The sequence below is a fragment of the Chryseobacterium sp. BGARF1 genome, assembly GCF_001677955.1.
Taxonomy (GTDB): Bacteria; Bacteroidota; Bacteroidia; order Flavobacteriales; family Weeksellaceae; genus Chryseobacterium.
This window is the reverse complement of record NZ_LELA01000053.1, coordinates 1-13,057: the sequence shown is the minus strand read 5'-3', so window position 1 is coordinate 13,057 and position 13,057 is coordinate 1. Positions and strand designations below refer to the sequence as shown.

General features: G+C 33.4%; 12 protein-coding genes. 7 read left to right on the top strand and 5 right to left on the bottom strand.

The window, feature by feature from the left end; all coding sequences use genetic code 11:
• Positions 1–228 precede the first annotated feature (228 nt).
• The 7 genes from AB671_RS10210 (at position 229) to AB671_RS10180 (ending at position 7,306) form a co-directional block, all read left to right on the top strand.
• Entirely contained in the window at positions 229–801 is a 573-nt protein-coding gene (locus AB671_RS10210) for a hypothetical protein (protein WP_066681029.1), read from the top strand.
• Between the two features lie 113 nt (positions 802–914).
• A complete protein-coding gene (locus tag AB671_RS10205) occupies positions 915–1,967 on the top strand; it encodes a glucokinase (RefSeq protein ID WP_066681025.1) in 1,053 nt (350 codons plus the stop codon).
• A gap of 142 nt (positions 1,968–2,109) precedes the next feature.
• Entirely contained in the window at positions 2,110–2,676 is a 567-nt protein-coding gene (locus AB671_RS10200) for a YceI family protein (RefSeq protein WP_066681023.1), read from the top strand.
• A gap of 78 nt (positions 2,677–2,754) precedes the next feature.
• A complete protein-coding gene (locus AB671_RS10195; RefSeq protein WP_066681021.1) occupies positions 2,755–3,366 on the top strand; it encodes a YceI family protein in 612 nt (203 codons plus the stop codon).
• Positions 3,367–3,483: 117 nt separating this feature from the next.
• Positions 3,484–4,125 carry a hypothetical protein gene (locus tag AB671_RS10190; protein ID WP_066681019.1) on the top strand — a complete coding sequence of 214 codons (642 nt, stop codon included), beginning with the start codon at positions 3,484–3,486 and terminating at the stop codon, positions 4,123–4,125.
• A 150-nt stretch (positions 4,126–4,275) separates the two neighbouring features.
• On the top strand, positions 4,276–5,622 hold the full coding sequence (locus AB671_RS10185; RefSeq protein WP_066682219.1) for an ammonium transporter: 1,347 nt from the start codon (positions 4,276–4,278) through the stop codon (positions 5,620–5,622).
• 265 nt (positions 5,623–5,887) lie between these two features.
• On the top strand, positions 5,888–7,306 hold the full coding sequence (locus tag AB671_RS10180) for an L-serine ammonia-lyase (protein ID WP_066682218.1): 1,419 nt from the start codon (positions 5,888–5,890) through the stop codon (positions 7,304–7,306).
• A gap of 117 nt (positions 7,307–7,423) precedes the next feature.
• Here the strand turns inward: AB671_RS10180 and AB671_RS10175 are convergent, their stop codons facing one another.
• The 5 genes from AB671_RS10175 to AB671_RS10150 form a co-directional block, all read right to left on the bottom strand.
• Complete coding sequence (locus tag AB671_RS10175) at positions 7,424–9,064, bottom strand: serine hydrolase domain-containing protein (RefSeq protein WP_066682212.1); 1,641 nt, start codon at positions 9,062–9,064, stop codon at positions 7,424–7,426.
• A gap of 17 nt (positions 9,065–9,081) precedes the next feature.
• Positions 9,082–9,651 carry a YIP1 family protein gene (locus AB671_RS10170; protein WP_066682209.1) on the bottom strand — a complete coding sequence of 190 codons (570 nt, stop codon included), beginning with the start codon at positions 9,649–9,651 and terminating at the stop codon, positions 9,082–9,084.
• 7 nt (positions 9,652–9,658) lie between these two features.
• Positions 9,659–9,925, bottom strand: coding sequence for a DUF2089 family protein (locus tag AB671_RS10165; RefSeq protein WP_065720434.1), 267 nt, complete (start codon positions 9,923–9,925; stop codon positions 9,659–9,661).
• Positions 9,926–10,266: 341 nt separating this feature from the next.
• The gene (locus tag AB671_RS10160; RefSeq protein WP_066682207.1) at positions 10,267–11,112 is read right to left on the bottom strand and encodes a prephenate dehydrogenase; all 846 of its coding nucleotides are present in this window, start codon (positions 11,110–11,112) and stop codon (positions 10,267–10,269) included.
• A gap of 1,093 nt (positions 11,113–12,205) precedes the next feature.
• Positions 12,206–12,727: an exonuclease gene (locus AB671_RS10150; RefSeq protein WP_066764774.1), complete on the bottom strand. Its 522-nt coding sequence runs from the start codon at positions 12,725–12,727 to the stop codon at positions 12,206–12,208.
• Positions 12,728–13,057: the final 330 nt, after the last annotated feature.

Sequence of the window (13,057 nt, the reverse complement as noted above, 5' to 3'; positions counted from 1 at the left end):
GTTTTGCAACTCTAAAATGACAATTTTTAGCCAGTTTTTAGCCCATACTCTTTTTTATTATTCATTTTTTAAACAGGCTCTTAAACAACTATTTAAATATCTTGGATTTTAAATAGTTGATTTTCATTATTTTATGAAATGTTTAGGCTTTCGTGTTAAGAAGTGTGAATTATTTTGGCATGATTTTTACATCTGCCCTTGTAGTAAAATTTAAAAAAAATCAGAGTTATGAAAATGTTTAAACAAACCATTTTAGCAGCTGGAATTTTAACAGCCGGTTTAGTAAGTGCGCAAAGTGCTCAGATGAATAATATGATTAAAGTAGGAGCAACTGCAGGTATTGCTGTTCCTTCAGATAATGTTTCTGCTGCAGTAGGTGTAGATGTAGCCTATCAAAATTTGATCACTCCAGGTTTTGGTTTAGGTATCGCAACAGGTTATACTCATTATTTTGGAAAAGATAACAACGGATATAATAATAATGATGTAGGAGTTGTTCCTGTGGCAGCACTTTTCAGAGTATATCCTAAACAGACCGGATTTTATTTCGGAGCCGATTTAGGGTACGGATTTTTGGTAGGTGATGATAAAGTTGCAACCAATTCTACAGTAAGCAGACCGGATGGTGGTTTTTATCTTAAACCGGAAATCGGGTACCACAACAGAGACTGGAATTTCTATGTACAATACCAAAAAGTTTTTGCAGGAAGCAACGGAGATATTGCATCACCAGCTTCTCAGGACTATAATGTGGGAAGCATCGGAGCAGGATTTTCGTACAATATTCCTTTAGGGAAATAATTACACACAATATAATCAGTTATTAGCCAAACCTTTTCGAGTTTTTGAAAAGGTTTTTTGTTCCCATACAAAAAATACCAAAACAATTATTATATTTGATAAAATTTGCGATTATGAACTTAAATCCAAAATTTCCTCTCTATTTACCAGGGGTAAAAAATGCCAATAATGATAATGTTTCTATTATCGGAGCCAATTTGAGAGAAGATGTAACTACGATTGCGTATTATACTTCAGGAAATTCCGGGATAGAACTTAAATTTAAAAATAATTATCCTACCAAAGAATATGCATCTTTTACAGATGTTCTTTCGAAGTTTATTCAGGATTCTCAGCTTGAAAATGTTCAGCGACTTGGAATCTCGGTTCCGGGACCTGTAATAGATGGTAAAAGTCATCCTGCACGTTTGAAAAACTGGAGCTTAGATGTAGAAGAATATCGCAGCAAATTTGGTTTCGAAAAAGTTGATATGCTGAATGACCAGGAAGCTTCTGCTTATGGAATTGGTCTTTTGGATGATTCTGATTTGGATGCAATCTACACAAGCGGCCATCTTGAAAAAGGAAATGTTGCTATTCTTGCACCCGGAAATGGTTTGGGAGAAGCAGGATATTTCTTTGACGGAAAATATTTAAGACCTTTTGCCACGGAAGGAGGGCATTCTGAATTTTCACCGAGAACCAATGTTGAGGTAGAATTTTATCAGTTTTTAAATAATATCTACGGAATTGTAAGCTGGGAAAATGTACTTTCAAAAACAGGTTTATTTAATATTTACCGATTTTTGAGAGATGTAAAAAGACATCCTGAACCGGAATGGCTTTCTGAGCGTTTGGCAAATGGAAACTTTACAGAAGAAATCTACAAAGCAGCAATGCATGAAGATGCGTTGATTTGTAGAATTGCTTTAGATACGTTCGTAGAGTTTTTGGCAAGAGAAGCCAATAACCTTACTTTAAAACTGAAAGCGACAGGCGGATTGCTTATTGCCGGAGATATTCCACAAATCATTAGAGAATATATCAATAAAGATAAATTCTACGAGAAATTCAAAATCAGTGACAAAATGGAGGATATGTTGAAGAATATTCCTATTTATTTGGTCAATACAGAGAGTACAAGTATCAATGGTGCGGCACTTTATACCGCTTACTTTACAGAATAAATATAAGCTCCGAAGAAATTCGGAGTTTTTTTATGCCTGATTTTATTCATGTCAAAAAAAGATTTTTATTGATGTATGTCAAGATGAATTATTAAATAAGATAATTACATTTGCAGCGTTAATAAACATTTAAAAATTTACAATGAAAAAAATATTCTTATTAGCAGTTTTAGCTAGTGGATTAGCTTTCGGGCAGGCAAAAAAAGTAGTAAGCTCTGATGTTCACTGGTGGGGATATAAAGTTGCTAAATCTCAGGCAAGTTCTCACGACGGTACGATTACTGTAAAATCTGGAAACATCGTAATGAAAGGAAACGAAATCGCTGGTGGTTCTTTCGTTTTGGATATGAATTCTATCAACGCAACGGATGTTTCAGGAGAAATGCAAGGGAAATTGAATGGTCACCTTAAAAACGGAGATTTCTTCGAAGTTGAAAAGTTTCCGACTGCAGCTTTCAAAATTACTTCAGTTAAGAAAAATAACGATAAAACATATAATCGCATCGTTAGTGGAGATCTTACAGTAAAAGGTAAAACAAACCCTGTTTCTTTCCCTGCAAACGTAACTGTGAAAGATGGAACGGTAACTTTAACTTCAGATAAGTTCTCTTTCGACAGACAAAAATTTGATGTTGCGTACAAGTCTTCAATGAAGGATGTTTTTGTGAAAGATGAGATAGAAATGACCGTTAAGGTAAGTGCAAAATAAAATATTCAAAAAAATATTATTAAAAGTGTAGAAGTTCTACACTTTTTTTTATTTTTGTTGAATTGTAAATAAAATATAATGAAAAGATTACTATTGTTTGTTATGATGTGTGCAAGCATATCATTTGTTTTTGCTCAGAAAAAAGGAGATAAGGTTTCGAAAGTGATAACATCCGAGATCAAATGGTGGGGGCATAAAGTGGTGAAAACTCAAGCTTCGTCTCACTACGGAAGTCTAAAACTGAAAAGTGGTAAGTTTAATTTCGATAAAACAGTTTTGGTAGACGGTGAGTTTGTAATCGATATGAGAAGCCTTGTTGTTGCAGATGTTTCTGGTGATGATCAGGTGAAATTGACCAACGAATTGAAAGGAACCAATTTCTTCGAAGTTAAAAAATTCCCTACAGCGAAGTTTCATTTAAAGAAGATTATTCCTCTTGCAAACAGCGAGTACAATTCTACGATTGTAGGTGATATCACAATTAAGAACATCAGAAAAACAATTTCTTTCCCTGCAAACGCTCATATTACGCAGTTTACAGTAGAAATTGAGTCTTCAAAATTCTCTTTGAACAGAAAAGACTTCAAAATTGTTTACCAGAATTCTTTGAAAGACTATTTCATCAAAGACGAAATGGATATTCAGTTTAAACTTTCTACACAAAAAGTTGATAACGAAAGACCTTTATAAGGTTAAATTTATAATAAAATAGAAAGGACTGCTTTTAGATAAGCGGTCCTTTTTTTATTTTAGCTTACTCAATTACTCAAGAAGTGTTGACTAATTGTTTAAATTAAAAAGAATCAGGTGAAAATATATGTAATAAGTGGTCTTGGTGCCGATTTTAAAGTTTTGGAACGTTTGCAGTTTCCAAAAGAGCATGAAGTTGTTTTTATCGATTGGCTGATTCCTGAAAATGATGAATCTTTTAGCTCTTATGTGAAAAGAATGGGCGATAAGATCGATACTTCAGAACCTTTTTATCTTTTGGGATATTCTTTTGGGGGAATTATGGTTCAGGAAATTAATATTCTAAAAGCTGCAGAAAAAGTGGTAATCTTAGGAAGTATTAAATCTGATAAGGAAAAATCGAGGTTGATAAAAATGGGAGAGGTGACTAAAATACCTAAATATATTCCTGTGAACTTCTTCAATCTTAAAAGTTTTGAAACATATTCTGTTTTCAGAAACTTTTTTGATCCTAAAAATCCTAAGGTCAATCAATATTTCAGGGTTACCGATCCGTATTATCTGAAATGGTCTATTCAGCGTATTTCAGAATGGAAATTTGAGCAGAAAAATAACATCATCCAAATTATGGGGGATCGCGATATTGTTTTCCCACTCAAAAACTCAAAACCCGATTATGTTATTAAAGGGGGAACTCATCTTTTTCCTGCAACAAAATACAAAGAAGTTTCATTGCTTTTGAATAAAATTTTCATTTAGTTTTAAAATACTGTTAATTTTATAGGGGTTGTTGTTTTAAATATATGTTTTTATGAAATTTATTTTTAATTTTGATGGGGTTAAAAAATTAAAATATATAAAATTGCTATTTTGGTAATTTGAAAAACACTAAAAAAATAAAAAGCTCTTATGAAAGTTGGTTTAAAATGGAAAGTTTCATTTGTTGTCATTTGCATTGTGGCAATCGGTGGATTATTCTTCAGGCCGGATGTTGATATTCCCAATACCGGAAATTTTCTGAGTGAAAAAGAAATTGTCGGTTCAGATGTAGCCTGGATCCTTGCAGCAGCAGGTTTGGTTTTACTGATGACTCCAGGTTTATCATTTTTCTATGGCGGAATGGTCGGGAAGAAGAATGTAATTTCCACGATGTTGCAAAGCTTTATAGCTTTGGGAGTAATTTCTATTTTATGGATCGTCGTGGGTTTTTCCCTTTCTTTTGGCGAATCAATCGGCTTTGAGATCGATGGCGTTCATTATGGAGTTATCGGAAATCCTTTTACGTATCTGTTTTTCAATCATGTAAGTATTTATCCTCACAAAGCAATGGCTTCTACCATCCCGTTTGTTTTGTTTGCGCTTTTTCAGATGAAATTTGCGGTCATTACTCCGGCTTTAATTACGGGATCGTTTGCCGAAAGAGTTCGATTTATTTCGTATTTGGTTTTCATGGTTTTGTTCAGTCTTTTCATTTACACACCGCTTTGTCATATGGTTTGGCATCCGGAAGGGCTTTTAAATAAATTTTTCGGAGTTAAAGATTTTGCAGGCGGAACGGTTGTTCACATGAGTGCTGGTTTTGCGGCTTTGGCGGGAGCCATTGTTTTAGGAAGAAGGAAAAATCCACATCACGAACCATCAAATATTCCTTATGTTATTCTCGGAACAGGAATGCTGTGGTTTGGATGGTTTGGTTTTAATGCTGGTTCAGCTTTAAGCGCCAATGCAACAGCGGCAATCGCTTTTGGTACCACAACAATCGCTTCGGCTTCTGCCATGATGACGTGGATTTTTTTTGATAGAATCAACGGACGCAAAGTTTCTGCTTTGGGAGCATGTATTGGTGCGGTTGTCGGTTTGGTGGCGATAACTCCGGGTTGTGGTTTTGTTTCTATTCAGGAAAGTATTTTCATTGGTTTTATTTCTGCGATTGTTTCTAATGTGATGGTCAACTGGAAAGCTTTAAAAAAGATTGACGATACGCTTGATGTTTTTGCCTGTCATGGAGTGGGGGGAATTATGGGAATGATCCTTACTGCTATTTTTGCTCACGGTGAAAACGCAAGTCTTCTTCATGGAGGGTTCGGAATTTTCGCACATCACATGATGGCGCTGATCTTGGTTTCTCTTTTTGCATTTTTTGGGTCGATGCTTTTGTATAAAATTACTGATAGAATTATTACATTAAGAGTAAAAGAAGATTCAGAAGAGCAAGGGCTTGACCTTTCTCAGCATAGCGAAAGTCTGAAATGGTAAAATTAATTTCATTTTTTCTCTCGCCGATTGAGCAGATAACGCAGATTTAAAATGATAGAAGAAAATTAATTAATTTTTAGATTAGATAATATATCATCTTGCACTCCTATGGAGTGCTTTTTTTATTTACATACGATTCTTTTCTACAAAGGTTCCGCTCCTATGGAGCTTCACTAATATAGCTTATAGATAATGCTCAATTATTGTTTCCATTCTAAGGTATTTTCAATGTATATTTGCTTTTCATGAAATTGGAATTTAATTTATGGAATCAATATCGGTTTTTGAGATTATTAAAGTAGGAATAGGTCCTTCAAGTTCGCATACAATGGGACCGTGGAATGCGGCTTCGGCATTTATCAGAATTATAAAAAGAGAAAGGTCAATTGCTGAGGTAAAAGAAGTTTTTCTTGAATTTTTCGGCTCATTGGCAAAAACGGGAATCGGTCACGGAACCGATATTGCCGGAATGTTGGGCTTAAATGGTGAAGATTTTAAAACTATCGATACCACAAAGATTGATAAGATTGTAGATACCATTAAAGAATCTCAAATCATTAATTTGGGTGGAGAAAAAGAAATTCCATTTGTTTACGGACATCATTTGATTTTAAATATGTCTCAGACTCTTGATTATCATCCCAACGGAATGATTTTTAAAGCGATTTTTGAAGATGGAACCGAGCTTGTGCAGGATTTTTATTCTGTAGGAGGAGGTTTTATTATGAGTCAGGAGAAAAACTCGATTGAGAAACAATGTGTTCGTACCATCTATCCTTGCCATCACGGTTCTGATATCGTAAAATATTGTGACAAATTAGGTTTCGATAAAATTTCTGATCTAATTTTAATTAACGAAGAAAGCTGGAGAACGCAGGAAGAAACAAGAAAAGAAGCACTTTACATTTGGGAACAGATTAAAGAATGTATCTATAAAGGCGTTAATAAAGAAGGTATTTTGCCGGGCGGACTGAATGTTACCCGTCGTGCTGCCGGAATCAATAGAAAACTTTTAGGCGATAAAATTTATAAAAATAAAGATGAGTGGTTTCAGCAGGTTGTTGATGCTGAAGAAAATTTCACCAACATCAATAAATGGATCGCATGTTTTGCTTTGGCGGTAAACGAAGAGAACGCAAGCTTCGGAAGAATTATCACGGCGCCAACAAATGGAGCGAGTGGTGTAATTCCGGCAGTTTTGATGTATGCTCAGGCTTTTACAGATGCTGTAAGTGAAGATGATATTGCAAGATTTATTTTGGTTGCAGGAGAAATTGGAACTTTATTTAAGAAAAATGCAACCATTTCTGCAGCAATGGGCGGCTGTCAGGCTGAAATCGGAGTTTCTTCGGCGATGGCTGCAGCAGGTTTAACGGAAATTTTGGGTGGAAGTATCGGTCAGGTTTTAATGGCGGCAGAAATCGCAATGGAACATCATTTAGGTTTAACGTGCGATCCAATCAAAGGGTTGGTGCAAATCCCTTGTATTGAAAGAAATACAATGGGTGCAATGAAAGCGATTACTGCAGCAAATATTGCGTTAGAAAGTGATCCGACTAAAGCTAAAGTGACTTTGGATGAAGTTATTCAGACGATGTGGGAAACTGCTTTGTCGATGAATGATCGATTTAAAGAAACATCAGAAGGAGGTTTGGCAATTGCGGTAAACGTTCCGGAGTGTTAAAATAAAAGCTTAGAAACTTTCAATAAAAAACGTCCTGAGGTTTTGTGTAAATCCTCAGTACGTTTTGGTAAAATCCTCAAAACGATTTATATGAAACCGCCTGAGTATTTTTAGAATTTATTTCTTAATAAAAACAAGGTTATTACCGTTTTGAATAAGATTTAATTGTTTCTTTTCCAGAGAAAAAGCGATTTCTACACCGATATTATCATTTTTAAATTGATCTATTTCAGCATATTCTAACGGAAATGAAGGCTGATCTGCTAACTGAGCAAAAAGATTTTCATCTTTTATGAAGATTTTAAAATCTACTTTAAGATCTTTAGAGTAATAAGTTCCTTCATATTTTTGTAGTTCTTTTTCAGATACTTTTTTTAGTTCTGTAAACTTTGGATATTCATATTCCTGGTCGTAAACCAGATTAATGATTCCTAAAAAGACCTCTCTGTGCGCTAATTTTTCACCGTTAATAATCGTGGCAATCGAATACTTTTCGGTCGGGCTGTAAGAAACAAGCGAATGAGTTCCTGCTGTGTCGCCACCATGTCCGTAAGAAATTTGATTGTAAAAAGGAACGGTCATTACACCTAATCCAAAAGGTTTTCCTGATTTAGGAAGCATCTTGTCCAATGTTTCTTTTTTTACAAATTTATAATCAAATAAAGCATTAATGAATAAATTCATATCATAAGTTGTAGAAGTGATATCCCCCAAACCGATGCAGTTACGGAAATCAAAATCTTCTACTTCTGTCCATTTTCCGGTTGTGTTTTCATATGATTTGAAGATGTTTTTTTGATTATCTAAAACCGAGAACGTATTTTTCATATTGGCTTTACTCGTAATATTTTCTTTCAGTAAAACATGGTATGGTTTCTTCGCAACTTTCTCTAAAATTCTGCTTAAAAGATAGTATCCTGAATTTGAATATCTCTCTCTTTCTCCAGGCTGAAATTCTACACCATGTTTTTTGATAGTGTCTAAAATAGCTTTGTCACCTACTGTTTTTCCAAACAACCATGGCCCTGCATAATCGCCCAATCCACTTGTGTGGTTCATTAAGTTTTCTAAAGTAATTTTATTGGCATTAGGAACATCGGGATAATATTTTGAAAGTTTTTCGTCAAGTTTAAACCTTCCTTTTTCTTCCAATTGCATCAGCATAACGGCAGTGACCAATTTACTGATAGAACCAATTTGATATCCTGTATTCTTATCCCATTTTACATTAGATAGTTGGTCTTGACCAAAACTTTTTTGGTAAATTTCTTTTCCGTTTTGGAAAATAGTAATACTTCCGATTCCCTGTTTGTTTTGGCTGATGTAATTTAAGAGATCATCAATTTTCGCTGTGTTGATTCCATTTTTGCTAATCCCTTTTATTTTTTCATCTTTCGGGTTGGGCTTTTCTTTTCCATCATTTTTATAAAGATTAAGAGGAAATGATCTCGAATTTTGCGTAAAAGTTCCTTCAAAATGATCTGTTTTAAACTGACCTTTGTAAGATGCTCCTAAAGCTTTCATTTCAAACACTAATTCATTGTTGATGAATTCGGTTTTATCAACAGGGATTATTTCATCACCTTGCTTCGGACTTTTCGCAGTAGAAACGTAGATGTTATTTTCTTTCTTTACATCAAGAACTAATGGAAGTGTCATTCCGCCAAGATCGAGTTCACCTTTCCAGGAACCTGTTATTTCTTGGGCGTAAAAGGTCTGTGCTAATACAATCAGCACTAATAATAGTTTGGTTTTCATGTTTTTAAATTTTTAGATTAAAATATGATCTGGCTTACAATTGTGATTACGAGTGATACAAATGCAAATAGCACAATGTGTTGCCATTTTTTGATATTGGTTGCGGTTTTAAAGCCATTGTAATAAAGTACAATACTGTAAACAAGAAGAATTAAACTGACAAATCCCCAAACTGTCACCATCGCCATATCTCCAACCGGGATGCTTTGAGGAGTGTTGATGTTTTCAGAAAGATTGTCTACTGCTTTTTTATAAAATGGTAATCCGTTCACGGGGATCATTACCATTAACGGTATTTGAGAAATGAATACGGTGTTTAAAATATCAATAAATCTTGTTTTACCGTTTAAGATCTTAGCTAAAATAAAAAGAATAACAACTGCTAAAATATAACTTAAACTGTTGATCTTTAATATGTCCCAAATTCCTTGATCTTCATCCAGATTTGAATAATGAAAAATACTGTCGTTGACAAAATCTACATAATAACAAATAAAAATATTGAGGAAGAAAACGAATATTCCGGCTATCACAAGTTTCTTTTCATCAAACTTTAAAAAAGGATTAAAAATAGTTTTCCAGTTCATAGATAGATTATTTTTTTAGTTGATCAATTTTTTGAATGAGATCATCCATTTTGTTTCTCATGGTAGGGTAAGAAAGCTCTGCCTGTTTTGCCATTTCTTTGATGCTTCCACTGGAAAGAAAAAAGTTTAAGATAAAATCCTGTTCGTCTCTGTTGAGTTTTAAAAAAACGGGGAGTTCATAATCGCCGTTTACATTGGTTCCGCAATCGGGACATTTCATCTGACTTACATTGAGTGTGTGATCACAACTCGGACAAATTATAGGAAGTTTCATTGACTTTTGTTTTTACAAATGTAATATTATTTTCAATAAAGTTAAAAAATATTTTAATAAAGTTAAAAATTTATTTAGATTTAAAACTAAAAAAACTTCCAGATTATGGAAGTTTGATTGAAAATTTGTTCAGCTGTAAAGGTTTTAACTTGTAGAATTTAACGCAAAAATTTTATTTTTGTGTTCATAATATTTTAGACGACAAAGGCAAATAAACTTGCTTCGCAAAGCTTGAAAACAAAGCTTCATCAAATCAACTTGTTGATTCATCTTTGCTGCCTAAATTTTAAGCTTTAAGATAAAATCTTTGCGTTTAAAAACTTAAAGACTTAAAGACTTTTTTATTTGTCCAGAATTCCGCGTATTTTATTGGCGTTGGTAATTAGTTCTTCCAAATATTCAAAATTATCTTTTTCTAAAGCAGATTTGAATTTTCTAAGTTGAGAGATATGTTCATTCAAAACATCCAAAACATTTTCTTTATTCTGCTTAAAAATAGGAACCCACATTTCAGGATGAGATTTTGCCAAACGAACAGTGCTCGAGAAACCTGAACTCGCTAACTGGAAAATGGTATCTTCTTCTTTCTCTTTTTCCAAAACTGTATTAGCTAAGGCATAAGAAGTAATATGTGAAATATGCGAAATATACGCAGTATGAATGTCGTGATCTTCCGCATTCATGTAAATTAAATGCATATCAAGACTTTTTACTACATTTTCTACCAATTCTAAAGCGTCTTCTGCAGATTCTTCACGGTTGCAGATCACTCCGGCTTTTCCTGAAAAACTTTCAGCAACTGCAGATTTTGGACCGTGGTTTTCTGTTCCCCACATTGGGTGAAACGCTACAAATCTTGACCTTTTTGGATGGTTTTTTACAGCATTTACAATTCCTGATTTTGTAGAGCCTACATCCATCACAGTTTGCTTATCCGAAATTAAATCTAAAACGTCAGGAAGAATTTTCCTTGCCGAATCTACAGGAATGGCAATGATAACCAGATCTGAATTTTGAATTCCAGTTTTTAAATCTGCTTTTTCATTAATGATATTTAAAGTTAAAGCTTCATCAAGATTTTCAGTATTGTTGTCGATTCCGTAAATGAAATCGGCTGCTTTTTTCTGTTTTAATTTTAAGGCAATCGATCCGCCGATTAATCCTACACCAATGATACTTATTTTCATCTTATCTAAATTTTAAAAATAAAAAACCTCGCCAAAGGACGAGGTTTTAGTTATATATACAAGAAATCCTTATCCCAGATCTGAGTTAAAAATTCCGTAATAATATGTCTTGTTTATATTCACAGGGCAAATTTAATAATTTTTTCCGAAAACATGTTTGCTAAAAATATATTTTCTTATGACTTAGAATTAAATTGAACATAGTGTGTTTGTATGGAATTCTGAAGAAAATAAGTAGTTTCTTTTTTATAATTGGAATTTTATGTTCCTTTAGAAAAATTTAGCTTGGATAAATGGTTATTCATTCTAAATAAATTTTGAACTTCTGCACTCCTGATGAAAAATCCGTGTCGTGCATTCTGTTTACTCAGTCAGTTTTAAATGCTTTATTGATTTATCTTCAAGTTCTGTCAAACTTAAATTATAAAACGCTTCTATTGGCAAGTATACCAGTTCATTGTCCACCGACGGATTTTCTAACGCCAAATAATAATCATTGTCTCTGTCGCTAATTGTTGAAATGTAAGCTAAAAACTGTTTACTTTTTTCAGTCAATCCAATTGCTTCTTTATCACTATCCCAATGGTCGATTATTAAAATATTCGTCGTTCCATATTTAGTCTGAAAGAAGTCAATAATTGAAAGTATTTTTTTTGCTTTTGTTCTTGTCTTTTAGACTCTGTATATAGTCCAACACACTGCCATTCCAAAAGCATTTCTGGCATCGTCCATTTTCAAAGTTGTGATTGCAATTTTGACAGCCGTACAAAATATATGAACACTCAGGACAAAGGTTTGCCATTTGCGAAATGTCTGTATAATAGTCGCTATTACATTCGTCACAAGAGGAAGTATTTCTAAGCTGATTTTCCATTTTAAGTGTTATCAAAAATGTTACATAACGGAAAAAGACTTTGTGAAGTGCGGGAATTCTAAGAACGAAAGTTCAAGAATGACAAAACGTAGCAAATGCTTTTTGTATTCCCTAAATTAAAGAAAAAAATATGAAACACAATTTGCAGAATAAATGGAGAGAAGTTCAATTTTAGACTTAGCCCCGCATTTTGAAAAACCTATGTTATGTGCAGTTTTTTTATCGTAAATCTATTTTTAGTTCCATTTCGTTTTTCATTAAAAGAAGTACTTCTGCGTTTCCTTTTGCATCGTCTACTGGATTATGTGTATGTTCTGTTTTTCTCAAATGTTTCCATTGAGCAAAGGTATCTTTCACAATTCCACAATAAAGATCAGAAATTCTCCTTGATGAATAGCCAAAAGGATTTCGTTTCAAAAAATGATGAAAATACCAACAAATAAACATCCAATCAAATCCATTATTATCACTTATAAATATTGGTCTTCCTTTTGAATTTTGTTTTATCCATTCTTCGAAATTTAACATTGTTTCATATGGATCATCAAAAGTCATAGTTTCTTCGCGACTAAAACCTGAAATAGCCAAAGCTTCAGGTATATAATTTTCTGAAATTGGTTTTATTTTCCCGTAAAAAGTTTTGTCTAAGTTTTCATTGACAATCACTGCTCCAAAACATATCATTGAATAATCTCCAGGAATGGGACCGTCTGATTCGATGTCAACTACAATATAACTCATTTTATTCTAACATATTATTGGTGAAAACTTGCAATTTTGAACTAAGCTAAGCAACAGCCTTTTATTATTTTCTAAATTTCTGAAAAAAGGAAATATAAAAGGCTGTTGCGACAAAAAAAGGAGAGACTTTCAATTTCTCCCTTATCCCGCCATTTCGCCAATACGATGTGCTTGTTGCACAACCAAAAATACTAAAAATAAATTTTGTGAATATTAAATAAATAAAATACTATAACTATTTAATAATTAATGTATTATTCATAAATTAGTACATGCAAGGAAAGAAAATAATTACTCCGCAACTCTTCTACCATCAAAGTTTGGATGAGA